General features: G+C 60.8%; 21 protein-coding genes and 1 pseudogene. 7 read left to right on the top strand and 15 right to left on the bottom strand.

Annotation, left to right across the window (positions count from 1 at the left end; genetic code table 11):
• Window positions 1-13 precede the first annotated feature (13 nt).
• From EDY99_RS08640 to EDY99_RS08610, 7 genes are all read right to left on the bottom strand, one after another.
• Window positions 14-1,078 (bottom strand): P1 family peptidase, encoded by a 1,065-nt coding sequence (locus EDY99_RS08640; protein ID WP_089197017.1) that lies wholly within the window; start codon window positions 1,076-1,078, stop codon window positions 14-16.
• A gap of 172 nt (window positions 1,079-1,250) precedes the next feature.
• Window positions 1,251-3,350 carry a peptidase domain-containing ABC transporter gene (locus EDY99_RS08635; RefSeq protein WP_123061670.1) on the bottom strand — a complete coding sequence of 700 codons (2,100 nt, stop codon included), beginning with the start codon at window positions 3,348-3,350 and terminating at the stop codon, window positions 1,251-1,253.
• The gene (locus EDY99_RS08630; RefSeq protein WP_123061669.1) at window positions 3,343-4,617 is read right to left on the bottom strand and encodes an HlyD family secretion protein; all 1,275 of its coding nucleotides are present in this window, start codon (window positions 4,615-4,617) and stop codon (window positions 3,343-3,345) included. The genes EDY99_RS08635 and EDY99_RS08630 overlap by 8 nt, the downstream gene beginning before the upstream one ends.
• Before the next feature lie 100 nt (window positions 4,618-4,717).
• Complete coding sequence (locus EDY99_RS08625) at window positions 4,718-5,989, bottom strand: TcdA/TcdB catalytic glycosyltransferase domain-containing protein (RefSeq protein ID WP_123061668.1); 1,272 nt, start codon at window positions 5,987-5,989, stop codon at window positions 4,718-4,720.
• A gap of 60 nt (window positions 5,990-6,049) precedes the next feature.
• Window positions 6,050-6,316, bottom strand: coding sequence for a hypothetical protein (locus EDY99_RS24790; protein ID WP_047026332.1), 267 nt, complete (start codon window positions 6,314-6,316; stop codon window positions 6,050-6,052).
• Between the two features lie 56 nt (window positions 6,317-6,372).
• Window positions 6,373-6,657 (bottom strand): hypothetical protein, encoded by a 285-nt coding sequence (locus tag EDY99_RS08615; protein ID WP_161796309.1) that lies wholly within the window; start codon window positions 6,655-6,657, stop codon window positions 6,373-6,375.
• Between the two features lie 212 nt (window positions 6,658-6,869).
• A complete protein-coding gene (locus tag EDY99_RS08610) occupies window positions 6,870-7,613 on the bottom strand; it encodes a sulfite exporter TauE/SafE family protein (protein WP_033642997.1) in 744 nt (247 codons plus the stop codon).
• Window positions 7,614-7,720: 107 nt separating this feature from the next.
• Here EDY99_RS08610 and EDY99_RS08605 point away from each other — a divergent pair, with 107 nt between their 5' ends.
• Window positions 7,721-8,602: a LysR family transcriptional regulator gene (locus tag EDY99_RS08605; protein WP_033642996.1), complete on the top strand. Its 882-nt coding sequence runs from the start codon at window positions 7,721-7,723 to the stop codon at window positions 8,600-8,602.
• 6 nt (window positions 8,603-8,608) lie between these two features.
• Here EDY99_RS08605 and EDY99_RS08600 read toward each other — a convergent pair whose 3' ends face one another.
• The 4 genes from EDY99_RS08600 to EDY99_RS08585 form a co-directional block, all read right to left on the bottom strand.
• The gene (locus EDY99_RS08600; RefSeq protein WP_123061667.1) at window positions 8,609-12,178 is read right to left on the bottom strand and encodes a molybdopterin cofactor-binding domain-containing protein; all 3,570 of its coding nucleotides are present in this window, start codon (window positions 12,176-12,178) and stop codon (window positions 8,609-8,611) included.
• Window positions 12,171-12,713, bottom strand: a complete 543-nt coding sequence (locus EDY99_RS08595; RefSeq protein WP_089194715.1) for a (2Fe-2S)-binding protein — start codon at window positions 12,711-12,713, stop codon at window positions 12,171-12,173. Before EDY99_RS08595 ends, EDY99_RS08600 begins: the two co-directional genes overlap by 8 nt.
• An 85-nt stretch (window positions 12,714-12,798) precedes the next feature.
• Window positions 12,799-13,272: a MarR family winged helix-turn-helix transcriptional regulator gene (locus tag EDY99_RS08590; protein WP_028128198.1), complete on the bottom strand. Its 474-nt coding sequence runs from the start codon at window positions 13,270-13,272 to the stop codon at window positions 12,799-12,801.
• Window positions 13,273-13,338: 66 nt separating this feature from the next.
• Window positions 13,339-14,397, bottom strand: a complete 1,059-nt coding sequence (locus EDY99_RS08585; protein ID WP_046686996.1) for a 2,5-dihydroxypyridine 5,6-dioxygenase — start codon at window positions 14,395-14,397, stop codon at window positions 13,339-13,341.
• A gap of 326 nt (window positions 14,398-14,723) precedes the next feature.
• On the opposite strand from EDY99_RS08585, the gene EDY99_RS08580 reads away from it, so the two are divergent.
• The 5 genes from EDY99_RS08580 to EDY99_RS08560 all read left to right on the top strand — a co-directional run bounded on the left by EDY99_RS08580 (window position 14,724) and on the right by EDY99_RS08560 (window position 19,526).
• The gene (locus EDY99_RS08580) at window positions 14,724-15,875 is read left to right on the top strand and encodes an FAD-dependent monooxygenase (RefSeq protein WP_033645813.1); all 1,152 of its coding nucleotides are present in this window, start codon (window positions 14,724-14,726) and stop codon (window positions 15,873-15,875) included.
• Window positions 15,872-16,666 (top strand): alpha/beta fold hydrolase, encoded by a 795-nt coding sequence (locus EDY99_RS08575; protein WP_046686995.1) that lies wholly within the window; start codon window positions 15,872-15,874, stop codon window positions 16,664-16,666. Before EDY99_RS08580 ends, EDY99_RS08575 begins: the two co-directional genes overlap by 4 nt.
• A 66-nt stretch (window positions 16,667-16,732) precedes the next feature.
• Entirely contained in the window at window positions 16,733-17,434 is a 702-nt protein-coding gene (locus EDY99_RS08570) for an Asp/Glu racemase (RefSeq protein WP_170310522.1), read from the top strand.
• Between the two features lie 9 nt (window positions 17,435-17,443).
• Window positions 17,444-18,073 carry an N-carbamoylsarcosine amidohydrolase gene (locus EDY99_RS08565; RefSeq protein ID WP_033634448.1) on the top strand — a complete coding sequence of 210 codons (630 nt, stop codon included), beginning with the start codon at window positions 17,444-17,446 and terminating at the stop codon, window positions 18,071-18,073.
• Window positions 18,074-18,215: 142 nt separating this feature from the next.
• The gene (locus tag EDY99_RS08560) at window positions 18,216-19,526 is read left to right on the top strand and encodes an MFS transporter (protein ID WP_016927840.1); all 1,311 of its coding nucleotides are present in this window, start codon (window positions 18,216-18,218) and stop codon (window positions 19,524-19,526) included.
• Window positions 19,527-19,597: 71 nt separating this feature from the next.
• On the opposite strand, the gene dcp is transcribed toward EDY99_RS08560, so the two are convergent.
• Both dcp and EDY99_RS08550 read right to left on the bottom strand, forming a co-directional pair.
• Window positions 19,598-21,799 carry a peptidyl-dipeptidase Dcp gene (dcp, locus tag EDY99_RS08555; protein WP_047575911.1) on the bottom strand — a complete coding sequence of 734 codons (2,202 nt, stop codon included), beginning with the start codon at window positions 21,797-21,799 and terminating at the stop codon, window positions 19,598-19,600.
• Between the two features lie 106 nt (window positions 21,800-21,905).
• Window positions 21,906-22,735, bottom strand: a pseudogene (locus EDY99_RS08550) (LysR family transcriptional regulator).
• 103 nt (window positions 22,736-22,838) lie between these two features.
• On the opposite strand from EDY99_RS08550, the gene EDY99_RS08545 reads away from it, so the two are divergent.
• Window positions 22,839-24,002 carry an MFS transporter gene (locus EDY99_RS08545; RefSeq protein ID WP_123061666.1) on the top strand — a complete coding sequence of 388 codons (1,164 nt, stop codon included), beginning with the start codon at window positions 22,839-22,841 and terminating at the stop codon, window positions 24,000-24,002.
• Here EDY99_RS08545 and guaD read toward each other — a convergent pair.
• A complete protein-coding gene (gene guaD / locus EDY99_RS08540) occupies window positions 23,987-25,303 on the bottom strand; it encodes a guanine deaminase (RefSeq protein WP_108680664.1) in 1,317 nt (438 codons plus the stop codon). The genes EDY99_RS08545 and guaD overlap by 16 nt on opposite strands.
• The gene (locus EDY99_RS24570) at window positions 25,260-25,589 is read right to left on the bottom strand and encodes a hypothetical protein (protein WP_164489273.1); all 330 of its coding nucleotides are present in this window, start codon (window positions 25,587-25,589) and stop codon (window positions 25,260-25,262) included. Before EDY99_RS24570 ends, guaD begins: the two co-directional genes overlap by 44 nt.
• Window positions 25,590-25,717 lie beyond the last annotated feature (128 nt).

Below are 25,717 nucleotides of genomic sequence, written 5' to 3'. Positions count from 1 at the left end.
GTCAGCCCTGCCGTCAGGTTATGCCGCCCGCTGCCAGCCGATCGAGCAGCGGGCCCAGCGCCACGCGCGCATGCTGCTCGAAGCCGCTAACGCCTTCGGCGCTGAGCAACGCATCCAGCACCGCGTATTCGGTGGCGTCCGCCGCCGCGGCGAACAGCGGCTCCAGCCGTTCGTCCGGCAGCGTCGCCCCCAGCAACCGAGTGGAAAACGCCAGCGCGATGTCGCCGGAGCCGTGCCCCCAATGGCTGCCCACCCGCCCCAGGCCCGCGCCCGCGCGGCGGGCGATGCGGTTCAGCTGGCGGCTGTCCAGCGCCCGATCGCAGGCGATGATGATGATGACCGAACCGGCGTCCACCTGCGGCGGCGGATCCGCCAACAGCTTACCCAGCGCCTGGCCGACGCGCACGCCGCTCAGCGTCAGCGAGTCTAGAGTGCCGAAGTTGGCCAACACCAGCACGCCGAGCGTGGTGCCGAGCCCCGGGCAATAGCGCGAGGCGGTGCCGATGCCCCCTTTCAAGCCGAAACTGCTCATGCCGCGCCCGGCGCCGACGCTGCCGCGCGCAAAACGGGTGGAATGGTTATCCAGCGCGCTGAAGACGTGTTCCTCACGCACCGCCATCGCCTGAATATCGTTGAGGTAGCCGTCGTTGCACTCCAGCACCAGCGGGTTGATGGTGGCGCTGCCGCGGCCGATCTGCGGGTAGCGCCGGCAGCTGCGCCGCACCATGGCGTTGAACAGCGTGCCGACCGCGAAGGTGTTGCTCAGCAGGATCGGCGTTTGCAGCACCCCCAGTTCGTTCAGCTGCACCAGCCCCAGCGGCTTGGCGAAGCCGTTGAGCACCGCGCTGCCGCACGGCAGCGGCTGGTTGAACAGATCGCCCGGCGGCACGATGGCGGTGACGCCGGTCTGACATTCGCCGTCGGCCAGCGTGTGATGCCCGACGCTGACGCCCGGCACGTCGCACAGGGTGTCGGTCGGGCCGGCCGGATAACGCGCGCCCGGCAGGCGGCGGTGGCGCCGCCAATAGCTCAGCAGATTATCGAGGCTTTGTTGTTCAAATGCCTGGCTGTCTGTCATGGTTCCCTCATCCGCCGTTAGCCCATCAGAAAACCAGAATATCGCGCAATGCGCCGCGCCGTAAATTGAAAGCGGAAGCGAGCAGCAAAAATAGCCTTGCCCCATCGCCACTTATTGGGTTTTTAGGGAGAAAAGCAATGTAAATGGCTTGTGGCGCGGGTGATATCCCCCCTTATCCAAGATGGATAACCCGATCTGCCGACGCAATGGTCGTTTCACGGTGGGCAATGATCAGCTTAGTGATATTGAGTCTCTTAATTGCCTGATTCACGGCAGCTTCGCTCTCCTTATCCAGTGCACTGGTGGCCTCATCCAGGAACAAAATAGCCGGTTTCTTGTAGATTGCCCGGGCTATGAATAGCCGTTGTTTTTGCCCGCCGGACAATCCTTCCCCCAACTCGCCGATCGGGGTTTCATACCCCATCGGCATGCGCATGATCACCTCATGCAGATAGCTGGCACGGGCACAGGCTTCCATCCAGGCATCATCCATCTTGTCCGCGAACCCACAGATATTTTCCCGGATCGAGCCGGAGAACAGTTTGTCGTCCTGCATCACGCAGGCAATCATTTTGTGGTAGTTGTTGATGCCGAGCTGCCGGATATCAACGCCGTTCACCTCAACCCGCCCTGAAGCCGGGGTAAACAGTCCGCACAACACCTTCATCAGCGTGGTTTTGCCGGCGCCGGACGGGCCCACGATGGCCACGCTTTCGCCTGGCGCAACATTGATGTTCAGGGCATCGAAGACCGCCGGTGACTGACTGTCGTAACGATAGCTCAGGGCATGGGTCGTCAATCCCAAAGGTTGCATTCCCCCCGCGTAGGGAAGGTCGGGTTTACGATTCTCACGTGGGTGCAGGGCGATATCGGCAATGCGCTCGTTGTGCAGGCTCATCATGCGCAGTTGCAGCAAAAACTCCGTCAGCGACCCGATACGGTCAGAAAACTGCCCCCGAAAGGCCCCGAAGGCGACGAACATGCCGATGGTCATCTGGTTGTCGATCACCAGACTGGTCCCCAGCCACAGTATGACGACCTGGTCACAGGCGGCAATCAAGGTGTTGATCCCGCCAAACAGCATGTCCATTTTGGTGATCCGGATACCGGTATTGATGGTGTCGATTTCCAGGTTGAGCCAGTGGGCGATGCGGCGTTCCGCCATGCCCTGCATCTTGACCGTGGCAATACCGTACAGCGTTTCCATAAAATACGAGCCGGCCCGAGCCTCTCTCACCAGCGCCTCCTCGGACAGCTGACGGTAATAGCCGTAGGTCAGCAATCGCATCAACACATAAAGCGCGGTGAAAGTGAGCACAACCCAGGTCAGCCAGCCGCCATACAGCGCCATCATCACCAGCACACCGATCACCATGATGCCGTCCATGATGGCGCCGACGATGCTGGTGGTGAAAGTGCTGCGCAGCGTATCCAGTGAACCGAAGCGTGACTGAATGTCCCCCAGCTTGCGCCGTTCAAAGTAACCGAGCGGCAGGCGCAGCAGATGGGTAAACAATCCTGATTGCCATTGCACGTTGATGAGCGTCGACATAACCAGTCCGGACCAGGCGCGCACCATGCCAATGGCGGCCCGCAACAGGATGAACAACATCAGCCCAACGCAGATGAGCGTCAGTAGCCCGCGATCCCCGGCAGGAATGGCGTGATCCATCACCAGCTGCGTGCCGATGGGCATCACCAGGTTGATGGTTTCGAACACCAGAGACAGGCAAAAGATTTTACCGAGCGCCCCTTTAAGGCCATGTACGCTGCCAATCAGCGTGCGCAGGTGAATGCGGTGTCGGATGTTGTCAGCGGTGAAGGCGCTGCCGGGCCAGGCCTCAAGGGCCACGCCGGTGAAACTGCGCGACAGCTCTGTCAGGCTGACGGTCCGGCGCCCGCGCGCCGGATCATGCAGCACTGCGCGGTGGCCTTTGACGCTGACCAGCACCACAAAATGGTTGAATTCCCAGTGCAGAATGCAGGGCAGTTTTAGCGCGCCGAGTTCGTCCAGATCCAGAGACAGGGGGCGGGAGCTCAACCCCAACTGTTCGGCGATCGCGGTCACCCCGGCCAACGTTGTCCCACGAGCCGACAGATTGAATTGCCGACGCAGCGCAATCAGGTCGATGTTTTTGCCGTAGTAGCCGCATATCATCGCCAGACAGGCCAGCCCGCATTCCGACGACTCGGTCTGGTGCACCATCGGAACCCGGTGACGCAGCCGCAGATCCAGCTGGCTGACCAGTTGTTTGAATGCAGGCTTACTCATTGACCGGCCCCGTTGCGCTGTGTTTCATGTCGTAGAACGGCGACAGCATCCATTGATAAATCTTCCTTTTTTCCAGAAACAGGGTGCTTTGCGCTTTCATGCCGTTTTCCAGGCTCAGACGTTTACCGTCATAGGCAATGGTCTGTTTCTCCGGCATGACGATCACTTTGTAGTACGGCACGGCGGCGGTCAGCGCCGCTTTGGGCGCTCCCTGATAGGTCAGCATTTCCTGCGGCGAGGCCGGGGCTTTGGAGATGACGGCCACCGTACCGGCAAACTGGCCAAATTTCTCCGCCGGAAAAGCGTCATAGCGCACATTGACCTTATCGCCGGCGACGATGTAGGGGATAGCGTCGTTGGGCACCCACAGTACCAGGGCATAGCGATCGATGTTTTGCGGGATAATCTGCAGCAGACTGTCGCCGACGTTGACCATTTGGCCAACCGTGACGCTCAGCGAATCGATACGGCCGCCGGCCAGCGCGCGAACGATAATATCGCCAGTGGCATCTATGTTTTGCCGCTCCTTTTGCAGCTCGTAGCGCTGCAGCTCCATCTGGTAAATCTGGTTGTCGAATTCGGCAGCCTGGATATGGATCTGGCTTTCCAGCGCGGTGATCTGCAGCGCATTCTGTTCGTTCTGGCCGGACAGGCCCAGCAGGTTGTTCTGCTGCTGGTAATACAGCGCCACCTGGTTGGTGAGCTGATCCTTATTGATCAGCCCTTTGGTCTGATAGTGCCGGTAGTTCTCCATGTTTTCCTTCATGATGCGAATCCCTTCCTGGGCGCGTTTGAGGATATCGGTGGAACGGGTGAATGCGGCGGTGTATTGCGCCTTCTGTTGTTCCAGCATGATAAGCGTGGCCTGCTTGCTGCTTTCCAGTCGGTTGATGATTTGCGCAATGCGTGCCAGCTGGCCATCGATATCCCGGCGCTGGTTGTCGCTGATCACACCGCTACGGGTACTCTTGCTGACGTCGATCTGGTAAATGGGGGCACCAGCGGCAATCACCTGCCCTTCGGTGACGAATTGCTTGACCACTATCCCCTGGACGGCGGAATAAACGTTGGCGGCGCGCGGATAAGTGCTGATCTCGCCGGTCACATTGACCCGCCGGGTATAGGTACCGGCGATCGCGAAGGTGAGAAAGGCGATGAAGAAAAACAGGCAGAGCCCTGTCGTGCCCCAAACGGGAATACCGGGTAGCAGGAGCGCCCTGCCACGCCATTTCATTTTCTGATTCTCGATCGCTTCCTGGCGAAACATGAGCAGCGTCCCTTAGTGAAATATAATGACAAAACTCACACGCTATTAGATTGGCAATAATCCATCGAAACTTAAACCACCTTGCGTCCAAAGCTATTTTTTATTTTCTCCATGTGGAATAGACGCCATCAGGTGTATCTATGTTGTGTTGAAATAATGCAATTCCAAAATCAGCATTTTGCATGTACTCGGCTATAACATGTGGCTCAACTGAATATTCAATATTGAATACTTTATAAGCCAACCCCAATAAAACCTCGACAATCAATCCCGGACCAGTTAAGACCTGAGTCACACAATAGTCCCTTGTTGTTAACTCGGTTCTCCATGTTAAAAGTCTGGTCAGATAACACTTGGGCTTGTCATCAACGTAGCAATCAAATATGCAATTGCTTTTTTCCAAAAAGCGATACCTTTTCTTCATGGTTCTAAGGATGATCCTTATCGCTTTTGATTTTTGATGAGAAGACATGAAATTATTAAAATAAACACCTTTAAATCTTCTGAGTGATCCTAACGCCAATAAATTTTTATGAACGTATGTTTCACCCAATGGCAGTATCATCTCCAAAGAAAAACCAGAGAGGTCCTGTTCGACAAGCTGTTTTATTTTTTCAAATCCAACAGCATCTACTCCTAACTCATTTTCATCGCAGCCGATCACTGCTGCAGGCCATAGCTCTTCTGAATTTGTCTTTTTTAAAAAACACACGGTCTTAAATAATAGAAACGAGTTACTCTCGATAATGCCCTCATCTTCTATATGTTTATTTAATCCATGATATATGCTGTCAGTATATGGGAGTGTATCAACATCTACATAAGTCCCGCCATATTGGTAGATAATTAAAAGCCGGACTATGTCGCTTGCACTGGCAAGATTACACCTTAATATAATCTCATAATAATAATATCTCATGAAATCATCGAAACCATTGCAAAAAAGCTCCGTTATACATTTTTTTGTAAAACCTCTACTTTCAAACCATGCGTCTTCAATCGCTTTTGGCGGTTTCTGATAAGGAATTTCATTTTTAATTAAGAATTCAACAACCAGTTCATCAAAAGAAAAGCCCTCCATTATCTTTGGGTATATATAATTAAAGGCGTGATTTTTTATTTTCAATTCAACCTTAAATTTATTTTTTTCGGCGTTGACTAAATCGCGTATGGCATTGTTTAGCAAATGACACAGTGAAGCGTCTTTGTCATACCAAAAGAATATCTGCTTATCTTTATTCGTCTTTTTCCATATATCGACATAATGAGTATTTACTTCATTTAAGTCACCAATCCATATAAAGTGCAAGATATTTGGAACGGATGGCTTTTCTGTCTTTGATAAATCCACACCCAATATCTGATGGCTCATTTAAATCACCACGCAAAATATAGTATAAAAAATCCGAATGATTCAACTCTGGATTATGGGTCAGTTAAACAAATAAACCATGACCATAACAATGACACAAATAGAACAAAACAATAAATCACCAGAAAAATTTCTCAATGAGTCTAGGTAGTCATTGCTGTTCTTATTTAATTTGTTAATAGCATCGTTTTCGTTCTCAGCTTCTACTTCAACATGATGCTTTCTGAACCCCTTCCGCTTCATGTCTTTAATTATTTCTCGTGTAACCACTTCCTTTCTCAGTACCCTTGACTCATCGCTCTTTATAAAAACAACATATTTATTCATCATATACCCCATAAAAGCACAGAATGTTACTTCTGTGCTGGGATTGCAGCTGTTAATTAGCGTTTGGTTCCGGATTCTCTGGTTTCTCTCGGCCCAGTGCCATTGCCGCCATAACCATTTCCTGTAGAGCTGCCATTCCCCCAGAAACCACTGGCGCCGGAACCACTGCCATAAGGGCTGTTTTTTGACAAGAATGACTGAGGCCCGCGGTCACCGCCGTTATTTCCACCACGATCTGAAGCACCAGAGCCTCCGTTATCAGACGATCTTTTGCCGCTCCCATCTCGATCCTGCCATCCACCTGACACCGCATCGAATTGGCTACTTAAAATTTCCTTCATAAATACTCTCCTATGGGTTTACTGGTTTTACAGTCATTAAAAACAGCTGTAGTGGCAAATGTAAAACACACTAATAACAATCCATAACCACCCTGTATTCCATGAAAAAAACCAATAAGAAAAGTGTGTTCTAAACATTGCAACTCATCATATTAAAATAAACCCCAGAATAATATATCGAACCTAATTACACGCGCATGCTATCGATTCAATTAATTGAATCGCCAAATAATCTCAACGCCCAAGATTAATAACCCAATAAAGAAGAGGCGGCGGAACAGCTGCGGGCGACAATGACGACGCACCCTCTCCCCCAGCCACATGCCGCCCAACGCCGGCAACAGCGCCAACAGCGAACCGCCGAGCAGCGTGGCGGGCAGCGCCTGATGCCAGGCTAAACCGGCGGCCAGCGCCAGCGTCGAGACGGTGAACGACAGCCCCAGCGCCTGCACCAGATCGTCGCGCGCCAGGCCCAACGCATTCAGGTAAGGCACCGCCGGAATGACGAACACTCCGGTGGCGCCGGTCAGCGCACCGGTCACCAGGCCGCACAGCGGCCCCAACCAGGGTTCCGCCGCAGCGGAAACGCGCCAGTCGAAACGGGTAAAACCCAGCAGCGCATAACCGATCAGACACACGCCCAGCGCCAGCGGCGCCAGGCGGCCGTCGCCGGCAGTGAGCGCCCCCGCGCTCAACACCGTGCCAAGCGTGACGCACAGCATCATCGGCCAGAGCCGGCGGCACAGCGCCCCCAGCCGCGCCCCGCGCAGCAACTGCCACAGGTTGGTGATCAGCGAAGGCAGCAACAGCAACGCGGCGGCCTGACCCGGCGGCATCATCAGGCTGAGCAGCCCCATCGACACGGTCGGCAGCCCCAGACCGATCGCTCCTTTGACCGTGCCGGCCAGTGTAAAAATGCCCGTCAGGGCGATAATCTCGAGTAGCGTCAGCGACATGCGTCTATCCTTATGGCGAATCAACGGCTCGATTGTGGCCGGCGGTATGGCGCGGCACAATGCGGCAATGGCAGAGCCTGCCTGCGGCAAAGACAGAGGGAAAACGCATGCATTTTGACTTTATCGATCTGCGGCTGTTGGCGGCGGTGCTCGAGACCGGCAGCATCACCGCCGGCGCCGAGCGCGTTGGGCTGTCGCTGGCCGCCGCCAGCGCCCGCATGCGTGGGCTAGAGCAACAGGCCGGCGTAGCGCTGCTGACGCGCAATCCGCGCGGCGTCCAGGCGACGCCCGCCGGTGAGCGCCTGTTGCATCACGCGCGAGTGCTCTTACAGCAGCGTGAGCGGTTGCGCGGCGACCTGGCCGAGTTCGCGCCGGGCCAGCGCAGCCGACTGCGCATCGTCGCCAATACCGTCGCCGCCGACGCTTTTCTGCCGGAGCTGTTGGCGGATTTTCTGGTGCTGCACCCGCATACCGATATTGTACTGGAGGAGCTGCCCAGCCCGGCCATCGCGCAGGCGATCGCTGAACAGGCGGCGGATATCGGCATCGCGGCGGATCACGCCGATCTGCGTGGGCTGGCAAGCTACCCTTTTCGCCAGGATCGTCTGGTGCTGGCGTTGCCGCCGGGGCATGCGCTCAGCGGCCGCCGCACGCTCAGCTTTGCGGACGCCCTGCCTTTTGATTTCATCGGCCTGCCGGAAGAGAGTGCGCTGCAACAGCATCTGGAACAGCTGGCGATACGCAGCGGCGGCCCGATGCGGCTGCGGGCGCGCGCGGCTCATTTCGACGCCATCTGCCGCATGGTGCTGCGCGGTGCCGGGCTGGCGGTGGTGCCGGAAGAGAGCGCCCAACGCCATCCGCAAATTCGGCACAGCGCACTGACGTTGACAGACGAGTGGGCGACCCGGCGCCTGTCGATCGCGGTGCGTGACCTGGCGCAGCTGCCGCTGCCGGCGCAGCGGCTGGTGGCATTCCTGCGCCAAGCCTGAGGCGGCTCAGTGCGTGCCCGGCTCTGCGCGCAGCCGCGCCACCTGAGCCTCCACGTCGCGCCAGGCCGGTTTGTCGCCGGCATAGCGATGGCGCAGATAATTCACCAGCGCCGTCACCTGCCGATCGGAAAAGCTGTCCTTAAAGCCCGGCATAAAGCCCAATTCGGCGGTGGCCGGTTTGGAGATCCCTTGCAGGATCACCTTGATCAGGTTATCGGGACGATCGCTGAAGATATTGGTGTTATTGGCCAGGTCCGGGCTGACGCCGAACAGCTGCGGCCCGCCGGCGGCGGCGCTGTGACAGGCCTGGCAAGCGCCCTGAAACAACCGCTCGCCCGCCAGTTGACCCGCAGGCAACGCGCGGGCCGCCAACTGCGCCTGCGGTTCCACATTCAGCGTCGCCTTGGCGCTCAGCGACATCACATAGTTGGCCATCGCCCGCAGATCGCTCTGCGGCAACGTCGCCAGTTCGCTGACCACCGGCCCCATCGGCCCGGCCGCCACGCCGTGCTCGGCGGAATGCCCGCTGCGGAAGTACTGAAACAGCTGTTCCTCGGTCCAGGGTTTGTCCGCGTTGGCCAATTGATTCAGCGCCGGCGCTTCCCACCCGTCCACCATCCCCCCCGCCAGGAAAGCCGCGCCGCCCTTTTCCGCCCCCAGCAGATTGCGCGGCGAATGGCAGGCGGCGCAGTGGCCGAGCCCGTTGACCAGATAGGCGCCGCGATTCCACTGCGCGCTTTGTTGCGGATCGGGTTGAAATTCCCCCTGGCGCAGGAACAGCGCGTTCCAGCCCGCCATCAGCGGCCGCAGGTTAAACGGGAAGCGCATCTGATTGGCCGGGTTGCTCTGGCGCACCGCCGGTTGCGACATCAGATAAGCGTACAGCGCCTGCATGTCGCCGTCGGTCATTTTGCTGAAGGCGGTGTAAGGAAATGCCGGATACAGATGGCGACCGTCGCGGGCGATGCCTTGGCGCATCGCCCGATCGAATGCGGTAAATGACCAGTTGCCGATGCCGGTTGCCACGTCCGGGGTAATGTTGGTGCTGTAGAGCGTGCCGAACGGCGTCGCCATCGCCAGCCCGCCGGCGTTGGTCGCCCCTTCCGACGCGGTATGGCAAACCGCGCAGTCTCCGGCGGCGGCCAATTGACGGCCGCGCTCCAGCGTGGCGGCCGACCAGGTGCCGGCGCCGGGCGTCGCCACCGGCGCGATCTCCGCCCGCCACGGCAAGGCGCTGCCGGCGATGCCCAGCACGGCGCCGAACAGCCCCGCCGCGCCGCCGAACCACCATTTGCCGCGCTTCTTTTTCTTGGGCGGCGCGGCCTGCCGCTCGGCGTCCGGCCCGTTCAGCGCCTCTCGCAGCTTGTCCGAGGTGATCGGCAGCTCGCGAAAACGAATGCCGGTGGCGTCGAACACCGCGTTGGCGATGGCCGCCGCGCTGGGCACCGACGCCGACTCCCCGGCGCCCAGCGGCGGATCGTAAGGGCGCGGCATCATCACCACGTCCACCTCCGGCACCTCCGGGAAGGTCAGGATCGGGTAAGCCCCCCACTCTTTGGCGGAGACCGTCGATTCCTCAAAGGTCACGCGCTCTTTCAACACCCGACTGGTCGATTGCAATACGTTGCCGTGAATTTGGTGGCGCACGCCGTCCGGGTTAACCATCATGCCCGCGTCGTGGCCGACCACGATGCGCGTCACCGCCACTTCGCCGCTGGCTTTGTCGATCGCCACGTCGGCCACCCAGGCGGCCCAGGCCGCGCCAAAGCCGGGAAACTTGCTGTGGATGTAACGGGCATAAGCAAAGCCGCGCCCGCGCAGCACGCCGTCTTCCGCCGGGGTCTGCATCGGTTCGGTGTGCGGCGTCCAGTCGGCGCGTTCTGCGGTGCTGCGCATCAGTTCACTGGCGCGTTCGTCATGGATATAGCGCAGCCGATATTCCAGCGGATCGACGCCGGCGGCGTGGGCCAGCTCATCGATATAAGATTCGTGGGCGAAGGTGTTCGGCAAGGCGGAAACGCCGCGCATCCAGGAGGCGCGCACGATCGGCGCCATGTCCTCGATGCTGACGCGCAGCGCCGGATACTCATAAGGTGGCACCGAGGTGCGGTCGCCCATTTCATAGGCCACCGGCAGCGGTTCGACCCGGCCGGTCAGCAGCAGCGCCAGCGTCGGCGCGCCGTTGGAAGGATAATAGGTGCGAAAATCGTAGGCGACCGGGTGCCCGGCGGCGTCCAGCCCGCCGTCCACCTCCATCAGCTGCGCCGTGCCCTTCGGTTCCCACACATGTTCTTGTTCGCGGGTCAGCTGCACCCGCACCGGCCGGCCCACCGCCCGCGACAGCAACGCCGCGTCGGCGCAGACGTCATCGGCGCAATTGCGGCCATAGCAACCGGCCGCCTCCATGCGAACGATCTCGATCTGCGCTTCCGGGTACTCCAGCAGCCAGGCCAGATCGGCGCGCAGCAGGTGCGGGTTCTGGCTGCCTGACCAGACCTGCAGGCGCTCCGGCCGGTAGTCCGCCAGCGCGCAGGAAGGGCCGATCGAGGCATGCAGCTGATACGGCCACAGGTAGCTGCGGGTGAAACGCCTGTCGGCCGCCGCCAGCGCCGCGTCCACATCGCCGGTATCGTGCACCACCCGGGTCGAGTGCGGATTGTCGCGCAGCGCCTGCGCCACGTCGGTCATCTGCGGCAAATTGCGGCGCCAGTCTTTCCAACTGACCTGCAGCGCCTGCGCCGCCTTGATCGCCTGCTCTTCGCGCTCGGCGACAATGCCGATGAAATCGCCGATCACCACCAGTTTGACGATGCCGGGAATATGCGCGATCGAGGTTTCGTCCACCGCCAGCAGGCTGGTGCCGACAAATTCGCCGCTGTCGTACCCGGCATAGGGCGGCCGCACCACCCGGCCATGCAGCATGTTCGGCAGGCGCATATCGTGTACGTAGGTGGTTTCGCCGGTCGCCTTGGCCGGAATATCGACGCGCGCGGCGCTGGTGCCCACCAGGCGATATTCCGCCTGCGGTTTCAGCGGCGCGTCGCCGGAAATCGACAGCTCGACATGACCGCCGGCCACCAGCTCGGCGTAGCTGAGCGCCTGCCCCTGCGGGCTGCGGATCACGCCCTCCTCCAGCGTCAGCTGTTCCACCGGCGCATCGAAGCGCTGCGCCGCCTGGCGCAACAGCCAACGGCGCGCTTCGGCGGCGGCGTTGCGCAGCGGCACGGCGGAGATCTGCAGCGTGGCGCTGGCGATGGTGGCGCCCTGATTCGGCGCGCGTTCGGTATCGCCCAACACCATTTGCACCTGATCCATGCGCAGGTACAGCTCTTCGGCGACGATCTGCCCGAGCGCGGTGCGCACGCCGGTGCCAAGATCGACATGGCCGTTAAAGGCATAGATTTCGCCGCTGCCGCACAGGGCGATAAACAGCCCCTGCTCTTTGGGCTTCAGTACCGGCGTTTGCCCTTTGGGCACCGGCCCCGAAGGCGGTTGCACGCTGTCGACGATCAGCAGCACGCCGTCGCGCTGCAGCAAGTCGGCCTGGCTCGGCGATGGGACACGGGAATCAGTCATGGGCGTGGGCGTCCTCATCGCGGCAGAGAATGATGGCGCGCTGAACCGCACGCAGGATTTCGAGATGGGTGCCGCAGCGGCACAGGTTGCCGGACAGCGCCTGACGGATCTCCGCCTCGCTCGGGGCGGGATTGCGATCCAACAGGGCTTTGGTGGTCATGATCATGCCATTGAGGCAGTAGCCGCATTGCGCCGCCTGCTCTTCGATAAAGGCACGCTGCACTGGGTGCAGGCGCTGGCGATCGCCAAGGCCTTCCAGGGTCACAATCGCCCGTCCGGACACGCCGAGCGCCGGGATCACGCAGGAGCGCGCCGCCACGCCGTCGATCAACACGGTACACGCGCCGCATTCGCCCAGGCCGCAGCCGTATTTCGGGCCGTTGAGCGCCAGATCGTTGCGCAGTACCAGCAAGAGCGGCGTATCCGCCATCACCTGCGCATGAAGCTGTTCGCCGTTCACCGACAGCATCAGCGGATGCTCCGTCAGCGTGGTTTTCGCGCCGTCCCTGGGCGATTGCACTTCAGATATCGCCATTGTTCGCGTCTCCGCCTGCACGTGATGATCTTATGGGCTGGCCTCTCGCCGCCGACCACCAGGCAACCGACGTTGCGCGGGCGAATCAGCCGGTGGCAGGTTCTTCCAGCATTTTATTCAGCAGGAATATCAGCGCTATCCGTTCGGCCGGGTTCAGCGTACCGAACGTCAGTTCTGTGATTTTCGCCGCCTGCGGCACCGTTTCCGCCAGCAGCGCGCCGCCGGCGTCGGTGAGGCCGACCACCACCTTGCGCCGATCGATCGGATCCGGCGTTACCGTGATCAGATCGCGCGCCTTCAGCCGTTCGACGATGCCGCGGATGGTGGCCTGATCCACCGCCGTCACCTGCACCAGCTCGGTCAGCGAGCTCGGCCCCATATCGCGCACCGCGCACAGGGTGATGAACTGCACCGCCGTCAGCTGCGAATCGCCGACGTTTTGCTGGAAAATCGCCACGTGGCGCTGATAAACCTTGCGCAGCAGGTGCCCGACTTGCTCGGTAAAATGATAATTTTCGGGTTGGCCGCTCACGGCTGACGGGTATTCGGGGGGCGTCATTGCGTTACTCTCACCATCTATGGAATCCACGAGAATAGTACAAACCCCCGCCGTTGGCAGCAACGATTACGCCCGGCGCACGCGCGACGCCTCCGGCGCCACCACTTCACCGTCCGCCACCACCGTTTGCCCGTCGAGGCGAATGTCGCAGCGGCGCAGCGCGATATCCATATGGCAAGGCGTTTTGCGCGTGCCGCCCACTTCGGTGTTCGGCCCGGTGGAGAACAGGAAGTTGCCGTAGAACGCGCGCGCGTCCATGCACATACCGTCGTTCTTGTCGTGCAGGCCCATCGCCGTCCACTGGGCGCGCGGCTGCAGGCCCCAGCCGATGTGCGAGATGCCGTACACCTCCGGATCGTCGAAGTATTTCATATATTCGCGCAGGTATTCCGCCTCGAAGCCGCCGTGAATGCGGGTGACGAACCCTTTTTCGATCTCCAGCGTGATGCGTTCGCGCGCATAGCTTTTGAACGGCAGCAAAATATCGCCGACCTCCAGCACCAGCACCCCTTCCGCCTGCTCCTCATTTGGCCAGGTGAACAGGAAACCGCTCGGCCAGTGATCCCAGCGCCCCGGTTCATCGGCATAGCCGTACTCGGTCACCGTCGGGTATTGCCCCAGCGGCGCGCGGAAATCGCTGCCGGCGGCGGAGGTTACCTGCATCAGCTTCGCCTGCTCCAGCACGGCGGCGGCGGCCAGCACCCGCGCCTTGTCCTCCGCGTTGGGCAACATGCGCGCCAGCACCTCCGGCGGCTCCACCGCCAGCAGGATGCGGGTGCCGGTTTTCAGGATCTGTTCCTGCTCCGGCGAATGCAGCAGCATCATGGTATCGACGATCAGGTCGGCGGCCTCCAGCGCACGCTGCGCCGCCAGATTGCCGGTCAGCGCGGTATCGCCGCAATAGGCGGTCATGTCGTTGCCCATCGCTCGCGGATGGTTGAACGCCGGCAGTTCGACGGCATACACCTTGGCGCCCAGCCGCAGCGCCGCGTCGGTCGCGGCGCGCACCGTGCGCGCATCGGAATAATGGCTTTTCAAAATCGCCACGCTCTGCGAAGCATCGACCTTCGACAGCGTAAGCACCTGCTCGAACAGCTGTACCAACTGGGTTTCATTGACCGCCATGGCCTGTCTCCTGTCTCGTCAAGGGTGACCGACGCCCGCAAGGCGGCGGTTATTTTTCAAACAATTTAAAGTGAGCACACTCGTTTTATCTAAGTCAAAAAAGCAAAGGAAAGCAAGCTGCGAATATCCACCATAAGAAAGTCCTATTTCATCCCGCGTCAATCCTGTGATTAACATGAGTTTAACAGTAATACGCCGTCAATTAGCGTGAGCAAGATCTGATTTAACACTTTTGCAACTTTGCGTTATCTAGCGTGTGCACTATAAATCGATCGTCCAGCCATGCGTTGGACCTACGCTGAAAAAAGCCAACAGACAGGGGAAACATGATGAGCAAACAACCACGCATCGCCGTCGTCGGCGCCGGGCTGGGGGGCGCCGCTGCCGCCGGGCTGCTGCAAAAAGCCGGCTTTACCGTCGATCTGTATGAACAGAGCCCGGCGTTCTCACGCCTCGGCGCGGGCATTCACATGGGGCCGAACGTACTGAAGATTTTCCGCCGCCTCGGTATTGAGCAGCGGTTGGAGCAGATGGCGTCTCATCCCGATTTCTGGTTCAGCCGCGACGCCGAAAGCGGCGACTACCTGTCGCGCATCGAACTGGGCGCCTTCGCCCGCCGGGAGTACGGCGCCGCCTATGTGACGGTACACCGCGGCGATTTGCAGGCGTTGCAGCTCTCCGCGCTGCAGCCCGGCACCCTGCACTTCGGCAAATGCCTGAGCAAAATTGAAGATCGCGGTGACGAGGTGGTGCTGAACTTCGTCGACGGCACCTCGGCCCACGCCGACATCGTGATCGGCGCCGACGGCATCAATTCGCGCATTCGTGAGCACCTGCTGGGCGCTGAAGCGCCGACCTACAGCGGCTGGGTGGCCCACCGCGCGCTGATCCGCGGCGAGAAGCTGGCGAAATACAATCTGACGTTCGAAGACTGCGTAAAGTGGTGGTCGGCGGATCGCCATCTGATGGTCTACTACACCACCCAACGGCGCGACGAGTATTACTACGTCAGCGGCGTCCCGCACCCGGCCTGGGATTTCCAGGGCAGCTTCATCGACAGCAGCCGCGAAGAGATGTTCGAGACCTTCGCCGGCTACCACCCGATCGTGCAGGCGCTGATCGAATCCAGCGAGCAGGTCACCAAATGGCCATTGCTGAACCGCAAACCGCTGCCGCTGTGGAGCGAAGGCCGCCTGGTGCTGCTCGGCGATGCCTGCCATCCGATGAAACCGCACATGGCGCAGGGCGCGGCGATGGCGATCGAAGACGCCGCCATGCTGACCCGCTGTCTGCAGGAAACCGGCCTCGGCGACTACCGCACCGCCTTCCAGCTGTATGAAGCCAACCGCAAGGAGCGCGCATCAAGGGTGCAGGCGGTGTCCAACGCCAACACCTTCCTGCGCACCCAGGAAGATCCGGCCTGGGTCTACGGCTATGACCTGTACGCGCAAGCGCTGAAATCGGAGAACGCCGCATGAGCACCTTCCTCTACGGCGCCCACGTTCACGCCAACGACATTCGCCAACATTACCTGCGCTACGGCGGCCACGGCCCGGCGCTGATCCTGGTCCCCGGCATCACCAGCCCAGCGATCACCTGGGGCTTCGTCGCCGAGCGACTGGGGGAAAAATACGACGTCTACGTGCTCGACGTGCGCGGCCGCGGTTTGTCGTCCAGCGGCCCGGAGTTGGCTTATGACGCAGAGACCTGCGCACAGGACGTCAACGCCTTCGCCGCCGCGCTGAACCTGGGCAGTTACGCCCTGCTCGGCCATTCGATGGGCGCCCGCTTCGCCCTGCGCGCCGCCGCTTTGCAGCCCGACGGCGTGCGACGGCTGGTGCTGGTCGATCCGCCGGTTTCCGGCCCCGGCCGCCGCGCCTATCCCGGCCAATGGCCGTGGTACGCCGACTCCATCCGGCAGTCGCTGCCGGGCATGAGCGCCGAGCAGATGCGCGCCTTTTGCCCAACCTGGAGCGAAGAACAGCGCCAGCTGCGCGCCGAGTGGCTGCACACCTGCTACGAGCCGGCGATCCAACGCGCCTACGACGATTTTCATCAGGTGGACAGCCACCGCGACTACCCGCAGCTGACCATGCCGACGCTGCTGATGGCCGCGGGCAAAGGCGGCGTCATTCAGCCCGAAGACCGGGCGGAGATCCGCGCGCTGCAGCCGGAGATCGCCATCGTCGAGGTCGAGAACGCCGGACACATGATCCCGTGGGACGATTTCGACGGCTTCTTCCGCGCCCTGGGCGATTTTCTGGATTAACTGAGGAACACCGACATGAGCAACCACTACCGCATCGGCCAGATCGTGCCCAGCTCCAACACCACGATGGAAACCGAGATCCCGGCAATGCTGGGCGCGCGCCAACTGATACGCCCGGAGCGTTTCACCTTTCACTCCAGCCGCATGCGCATGAAACACGTCAATAAAGAAGAATTGGCGGCGATGGACGCCGAGTCCGATCGCTGCGCGCTGGAGCTGTCCGACGCGCGGGTCGACGTGCTCGGCTACGCCTGCCTGGTGGCCATCATGGCGATGGGGCTGGGTTACCACCGCGAATCGCAGGCCCGGCTGGCGCAGGTGACGAAAGACAATCAGGCCGCCGCGCCGGTCATCAGCAGCGCCGGCGCGCTGGTCAACGGCCTGAAGGTGATCGGCGCCAAACGCATCGCGCTGGTGGCGCCCTACATGAAACCGCTGACCCAGCTGGTGGTGGACTACATCCAGCACGAAGGCATCGAGGTCAAAGTATGGCGCGCGCTGGAGATCCCGGACAACCTCGACGTCGGCCGGCACGATCCGGCCAGGCTGCCGGGGATCGTCGCCGAGATGGACTTACGCGAGGTCGATGCTATCGTGCTGTCCGCCTGCGTGCAGATGCCTTCGCTGCCGGCCGTCCCGACGGTGGAGGCCCAAACCGGCAAACCGGTGATCACCGCCGCCATCGCCACCACTTACGCGATGCTGACCGCGCTGGAGCTGGAACCGATCGTTCCCGGCGCCGGCGCCCTGCTGTCCGGCGCTTATTGAGGAGGCAGAATGAACGACACCCTCAGCGACAACTATCGCGGCGTCTGGGGCCAGCGCATCGGCTTCGGCCGGCGCCCGGCGCTGCTGGCGATCGACTTTATGCAGGCCTACACCACCGAAGGCGCGCCGCTGTTCGCGCCGGGCGTGGTGAGCGCGGTCGAGGAAAGCCGCGAGCTGCTGGCCTGCGCGCGCCGAACGGGAATTCCGGTGATCCACACCCATATCCGCTATCATGCAGGCCATTTTGCCGATGGCGGCTTGTGGGTGAAGAAAGCGCCGGTGATGAAAGACATGGTGGCGGGCAACCCGCTGGCGGCGTTCTGCCCGCCGGTGGCGCCGCTGGCCGATGAGGTGGTGCTGAGCAAGCAATACGCCAGCGCCTTCTTCGGCACCGCGCTGGCGCCGCTGCTGGTGGCGCAAGGGATCGACACGCTGCTGATGATCGGCTGCTCCACCAGCGGCTGCATCCGCGCCAGCGCGGTGGATGCGGTGCAGCACGGCTTTCGCGCCATGGTGGTGCGCGAGTGCGTCGGCGATCGTCACCCCGGCCCGCACGAAGCCAACCTGTTCGACATCGACAGCAAATACGGCGATGTGGTGCACAAACGGGAGGCGCTCGACTACCTGAACCGGTTATGAGTCAACGATTCACCTGCAACGACAATAACGAAGGCGCAAACAGCGCCTCACGCGACCGCCCGAAACAGGGCGGCGCCCATGCAACGCAAACACAACAGGCGCCTCCTGCGGAGGCCAACACGCACCACCTGGAGACAACATCATGGCCATTGTCGACACCCCGCTGGCGGGGAAAGCGGACGCAGAATCGCTGCTGCTGTACCGCAAAATCACCTGGAAACTGATCCCGTTTCTTTGCCTGTGCTACCTGGCGGCCTACCTCGATCGCATCAACGTCGGGCTGGCCAAGCTGCAGATGGCCGACGCGCTGCAGCTGAGCGAAGCGGCCTTTGGTCTGGGCGCCGGGCTGTTCTTCGTCGGCTATATTCTGTTCGAGGTGCCGAGCAACCTGATCCTGCAGCGCGTCGGCGCCAAGATGTGGATCGCCCGCATCATGATCACCTGGGGGCTGCTGTCCACCGCCACCATGTTCGTCACCACGCCGACCCAGTTCTACGTCATTCGCTTTTTGCTCGGCGTGGCGGAGGCCGGTTTCCTGCCCGGCGTGCTCTTTTACCTGACGCTGTGGTTCCCGACCTATCGCCGCGGCCGCATCATCGCGCTGTTCATGATCGGCCTGCCGCTCTCCAGCGTGATCGGCGGGCCGCTCTCCGGCTGGATCATGGGCCATTTCGACATGCGCCACGGGCTGCACGGCTGGCAGTGGTTGTTTTTGCTGGAGGGCATTCCCAGCGTGCTGTTGGGCGTGCTGACCTTCTGGCTGTTGCCTAACACTTATCAGCAGGCCAAGTGGCTGACGCCCGAGGAAAAACAGCGCATCGCCGACGATTTGGCGCGTGACGACGCCGAGGCCGATCACGGCAAGCACAGCTTCCGCGACGGCTTCTTCAACCTGAAAGTGTGGATGCTCGGCGGCATCGACTTCGCTATTCTGCTCAGCGCCTACGCCATGGGCTTTTGGATGCCGACCTTCATCAAAACCGCCGGCGTCACCGACATCACCACCATCGGCTACCTGACGGCGATCCCCAGCGTCGCCGCCCTGCTCGGCATGCTGCTGATCGGCAGCAGTTCGGACCGGCTGCGCGAACGGCGCTGGCATATCATCGTGCCGTTTATCATCGGCGCGCTGGCGATGGCCGGCAGCACCTTCTTCACCCACAATGCGTTGGCCACGGTGCTGCTGTTTTCCATCGCCCAAGCGGCGATCATCGGCGCGGTGCCGGTGTTCTTCAGCCTGCCGGCCACCTTCCTGCGCGGCACGGCGGCGGCGACCGGCTTCGCGCTGGCCTGTTCGCTGGCCAACATCGCCGGGCTGGTTAGCAATTCGCTGATGGGGTTGGCGCTGGATCTGACCGGCAAGAGCGGCGGCGCGCTCTGGGCCTTCGCCGGCTGCCTGCTGCTAAGCTCGCTGCTGGTGGTGGCCCTGCCGGCCAAGGTGGTGAACCGCTGAGCGTCGGCCACGCCAAAAAGACGAAGGGCGCATAATGCGCCCTTCTGTTTGCTTACCGGGAATGGACGAACTTACTCGTCCTTCAGCCCGCGGTTGATCAGCATCGGCTCGATGCTCGGCTCTTTGCCGCGCCAGTCGATGTACAGCTTCTCCAGATCCTGACTGTTGCCGCGCGACAGGATCATGTCGCGGAAGCGCTGGCCGTTCTCGGCGGTCAGGCCACCGTGTTCGGTGAACCACTGGAAGGCGTCGTCCGCCAGCATTTCCGTCCACAGATAGGCGTAATAGCCCGCGGCGTAGCCGTTACCCCAGATGTGCTGGAAGTAGCTGGAACGGTAACGCGGCGGCACGTAGCTGAGATCCACCTTGTCTTTTTGCAGCGACTCGGCCTCGAACTTGTCCACATCCTGCTGCGGCTGATCGGCGGTCAGCATGTGCCAGTGCATATCCAGCAGCGCGGCGGACAGCAGCTCGGTCATGCTGTAGCCCTTGTTGAACTTGTCGGCCTTCTTGATCTTGTCGACCAGTTCCTGCGGCATCGCCTCGCCGGTCTGGTAGTGCTTGGCGAAGTGGCTGAACACTTTCGGATCGCTGACCCAGTGCTCGTTGAACTGCGACGGGAACTCGACGAAGTCGCGCGCGGTGTTGGTGCCCGACAGGCTCGGGTATTCCTGATCGGCGAACATGCCGTGCAGCGCATGGCCGAACTCGTGGAACATGGTGATCACGTCGTCATACGACAGCAGCGCCGGCTGCCCCGGCGCCGGTTTGGTGAAGTTGGCGACGTTGTAGATCACCGGCTTGGTGCCATTGAGCTTCGACTGATCGACGAAGTTGCTCATCCAGGCGCCGCCGCCCTTGTTGTCGCGCTTGAAGTAGTCGGTATAGAACAGCGCCAGCGATTTGCCGTCCTTGTCGAACACTTCATACACCTTGACGTCCGGCTGGTAGACCGGAATGTCCTTGCGCTCTTTGAAGCTGATGCCGTACAGCAGGTTGGCGGCGTAGAACACGCCGTTGTTCAGCACGTTGTTCAGCTCGAAGTAAGGTTTGATCTGCGACTCGTCCAGATCGTACTTGGCCTTGCGCACCTGTTCGGCGTAGAACTGCCAGTCCCAGGCCTGCACCTTGAAATCGCCTTTCTGCTGGTCGATCACCGCCTGAATATCTTTGGCTTCACGTTCGGCGCGCGCGGTGGCCGCTGGCACGATGTTGCGCATAAAGCTCAGCGCGGCATCCGGCGTCTTGGCCATCTGGTTTTGCAGTTTCCAGGCGGCGTAGTTCGGGTAACCCAACAGCCTGGCCTGCTCGGCGCGCACCTTGGCCAGTCGGGAAATGGTCTGGCGGGTATCGTTGCCGTCGCCCTTCTCCGCCCGCGTCCAGGAGGCGTCGAACAGCGCTTTGCGGGTATCGCGATCTTTCAGGCTCTGCAGCAGCGGCTGCTGGGTGGTGTTCTGCAGCACCAACAGCCACTGTTTCTCCAGCTTGCGCTCGGCGGCCGCCTGCGCTGCCGCGGCCAGCTCACCTTCGGACAGACCGTCCAGCTTCGCCTGGTCGGTTATCGCCAGCGCGCCGTTTTTGCTCGCCGCCAGCAGTTTGTTGGTGAACTGGGTGCTCAGCGTCGCCGCTTCCTGGTTCAGCGCCTTCAGCTTGGCCTTGTCGGCGTCCGACAGGTTGGCGCCCGCCAGCTCGAAGTTCTTATAGGTGACTTCCACCAGCCGACGTGACTCCGGATCCAGCTTTAGCGCATCGCGATCTTGATAGATGGCCTTGATGCGCGCGAACAGCTTGCCGTTGAGCATGATGTCGTCGTTCAGCGCCGCCAGCTTCGGCGAGGTTTCTTCATCCAGCTTCTGCAGCGCATCGCTGGTATTGGCCGAGGTCATGGCGCCGAACACGTTCATCACCCGCGTCAGCAGCGAACCGGCCTGCTCCAGCGCCACGAAGGTATTCTTGAAGTTGGGCTTGGCCGGGTTGTTGGCAATCTTCTCCACCTCTTCCCGCTTTTGCTTGATGCCCGCGTCGATCGCCGGCGCGTAGTCGCTTTCCTTGATCAGGTTGAACGGCGGCGCCTGGAACGGCAGACGGCTTTGATAGAAGAACGGATTTTGGGTCTTTTGCTTGTCGTGCTGATTGGCTTCACCGGTCACGGTAGCCTCCTTCGCCTGGCCGCTGGGCAGCGCGCTATGGTCGGCGTGAGGTTGGGTTTCTGCTGCCTGTGCCTGCGAGCCCAGCGCCATGCCGATCGCCAGCACCAATGTGGATAAACGCATCAAATCGAAACTCCTCCATGTTCACGGAATAAGGTCTCGGGGAATGGCTCCCTCTGAGTCACCTCCTAGCTTAGGCGCAGTTGGCAGTTTGAGCAAAAACAAGTGATTAGAAGTGAGCCGCCTCGCCGATCTGCTGTATCAGAAAGGTCAGCAGCGCGCGCGTTTTGGCCGGAAGATAGCGGCGGCCGGGATAAACGGCATACAGCTGCAGCGGCGCCGGCGGCAAGGCCAGCGGTATCTCAACCAAACGTCCGTCGGCCAGAAACGGCCGGCAGCCGAGCTCGGAGAGTATGGCGAACCCCACGCCGGCCAAGGCCGCCTTCAGCGCCATCTCCCCGCTATTGACGCGATAGCGCGCATTGACCGGGACGGTAACGAACTTGCCGTCCGGACGGACGAATTGCCACGGCATGCCCTTCAGCGCATCCACCGTACTGATACAGGGCAATTGCGTGAATTGCTCAATCTCCGACGTCGGCGGCCACTGCGCCACCAGCGCCGGCGCAGCCACCACAATGCAGGGAAAGGTCGCCAGCGGCTGCGCGACATAGTCGCTGTCGTCCAACAGGCCCCGGCTGACCATGACCGCCAGATCGACATCGTCAAGCAGCGACGCCATGCCCGCCAGATTGGTGACGCAGCTGATTTCGATCTGCGGATGCTGCAGGGCGAAGGCCGCCAACGGATCGCCCAACAGATATGGCCCCACTTCATTCGGCACGCACAGGCGCAGCGGCCCGCGCAGCTGTTGCTGCCGTTCGCTGAGCGGGTGCTGCGCTCGATTAAGCGCTGGTCGAGCTGGCGCTCCAGCTGCGAGATAGCACGGCTGACGTTGGAGGTCGGCATCGCCAGCGCCCGAGCGGCCCCGACGAAGCTGCCTTGCTCCACCACCGCCACGAAAATGCGTAACAGGTTTAAATCCAATTTGGCGCGCATGATTATCCCATATTTGATAACAAACCATGCCATTTCTACCACCTAATCCCGCGCAACGCCACGCGCTACACTGCCGGCCTGACTCTGCAACCGATGGATGCTTATGACACCCACGAGAAAGCTGACGGCGATAGCGCTGCTCATCGCCTTTATTCAATTCACCAATGCCCTGGAATACATGGTGTTCAACCCGATATTTCTCTATATGGCCGCCGACTTTTCCGTGCCCGTCAGCTACGCCGGTTATGTCAGCGCGGCCTATACGCTGGCGGCGGTGATTTCCGGCATCGGCGCGTTCTATTGGATCGGCGGCGTTGAAAAACGGCGTTTTCTGCTGCTCAACGTCGCGCTGCTGGGGGTGACGACCTTACTGATCGCCGCAACCCAGCAGTTTTATTGGCTGTTGGCGCTGCGGCTGCTGGCCGGTCTGCTGGGCGGCACCACGATGGGCGTGGGGATCGGCTTGCTGCTCAACGCCGCGCCGGCCGCGCTGCACGGCCGAATGTTGGCGACGGTGATCGCGTCTTTTTCGCTGGTGAGCATCGTCGGCATGCCGGGCATGCTGTACCTGTGCGAGGTGGCGAACTGGCGCGTTGCGCTGGCGGCTATCGGCGGGCTGTGTCTGCTGGCGGCGGTGTTGGTGGCGCGGTTTATTCCCAGAGATGCGCCGCAGCCACAGGCTGCCGCGCCCGCCGCGCTCGATCGCCGGCTGTTGCTGTTCGCCTCCGCCGCCGGTCTGACGCAGTTCAGCCCGATGCTGCTGATCCCGGTGCTGGCGCCGCTGCTCACCCAGCGGCTACAGGCAGCCAATGCGCATTTGCCCTGGCTGTTTCTCATTGGCGGCGTGGCCGGCTATCTGGCGACCGTGCTGGCGGGCCGCTGGCTGCAACGCTTTGGCGCCGTGACGCTGACGGTGAGCGCCACGCTGTTGCTGCTGGGCAGCCTGTGGCTGGCGGCGCGCGGTGGCGATCGCGCTGAACTGTTTATGGTGACGTTTCTCGCGGCGGCCTACGCGCGACTGGTGGCGATCTCTTCCCTGAGCATGCGCTGGCCGGACAATCAGCAACGCGCCGCCTTCGGCACGCTGCAAACCGCCCTGATACACCTGAGCGCCACGGTGGCCTTCTTGCTCTCTTCCGCGCTGCTGAGCGGCGGCCTCACCCCGCGCAGTTTGCAACGCCTGCTGTGGTTATGCGCACTGAGCGCCGTCGCCGTCTCGCCGCTCAGCGTTTGGCTGCAGGCGCGGCTGCGTCAGCGCGGCGCCTGATAAACCACCTTACCGTCCACATAGGTGCGATAAATGTTGCGATCGTCCCCCAGGGTCATCAGCACAAACCCTTGCTCCATCAGCGTGGCGCTGTTGGCGTGACGCAGCTGCTGCAGCGGCGTCACCGCCGGATCGAGCACCACGAAATCCGCCTCTTTGCCGACGTTGAAGTTGCCGATTTTGTCGTCCAGCGCCAGCGCGCGCGCGCCGCCCAGGGTGGCATGATAGAACGCTTCTACGGCCGAGAGCCGGTAATGCTGCAGCTGGCCGACCTTGTACGCCTCGCCTAACGTGCGCAGCATATTGAAGGTGGTGCCGGCCCCCACGTCGGTGCCGATGCCGAGCTTCACCCGCTTACGCCAGGCCTGCTGCAGGTCAAACAGCCCGCTGCCGAGAAACAGGTTGGAGGTGGGACAAAAGGCGATCGCCGAGCGGGTATCGCACAGGCAGTCCCACTCCTGCTCCTCCAGATGCAGGCAATGGGCGAATACGCTTTTATCGCCGGTCATGCCGTAGCGGTGGTAAACATCCAGATAGCTGCGGTGTTGCGGGAACAACGCTTTTACCCAGGCCACTTCCTGCGGGTTCTCGCTCAGGTGCGTCTGCAGCCAAACGTCGGGATATTCTTCGCGCAGCCGCTGCACCTGCGCCAGCAGCGCCGGCGTACTGGTGGGCGCAAAGCGCGGCGTAATGGCGTAACCGAGGCGGCCTTTGCCGTGCCAGCGTTCGATCAGTTCGCGCGTCTGGCGATAACTCTGCTCCGGCGTTTCCAGCAGCGCCTCCGGCGCATGGCGATCCATCATGACCTTGCCGGCGATCAGGCGCATGTTCAGCGCTGCCGCCTGGCTGAACAGCGCATCGACCGACTGTGGATGCACGGTGCCGAACACCAGCGCGGTGGTGGTGCCGTTACTCAGCAACTGCTGCAGAAAGAAAGCCGACATCGCGTCGGTGTGCTGCTCACAGTCGTAACGGCTTTCGGTCGGGAAGGTGTAATTGTTTAACCAGTCCAGCAGTTGATCGCCATAGGCGCCAATCATTTCGGTTTGCGGATAATGGATATGGGTATCGATAAAACCCGGCACGATCAGCTTGTCGCGATACTCCGTGACCGCGAAGCCCGGCGGCAGCAGCGCCTCGCCCTGCCGCCAGCTGCCGAACCAGACGATGACGCCGTCGTTCAGCAGCAGCAAACCGTCGGGAACATGCCGCAGGCGTTCTTCGAGCTGTTGCGGCGCCTCCACACAGGCTGCGATATCAAAAAAATTGCCACGAATAGCCGTGGTGAATTGCAGTGCCATTATTTTCTTCCTTGTGACGACCGGCCAAGCCCACCCGCATAATAAATTGCGATGATGAAACAAGGCCCTTTTTACCCAAACGCAAAGACCGGATTAAGCATAGCAAGCCGTGTGCCAACAGGCGGCGATAAAATACATTTTTAAATAAAAACAATTGATTGGTAATTAACCTAAAAGCATAGGCCGGCGAAAGAGAATAAGACCCACGCTCAGTCTTCGACGGCGGATAAATAGCAACCGTTTGCTTGCCGAAATAACACCGCGCCGCTGCACCTTTAATGGGCAAACGACGCTCTTTACGGCCGTCCGCTTTATTTCAACGCCGCGTCCGGGGGCGGAGCCCCAGCCTGGAGGCAACGGCCAAACTTGAAACGATAACTATTCTCAATTATCATCCGCGCATCTTTTTGACCA

The organism is Serratia sp. LS-1 (genome assembly GCF_003719595.1).
Lineage (GTDB): Bacteria > Pseudomonadota > Gammaproteobacteria > Enterobacterales > Enterobacteriaceae > Serratia > Serratia ureilytica.
The sequence above is the reverse complement of the archived record's forward strand: the minus strand, read 5'-3'. Positions and strand labels throughout refer to the sequence as shown.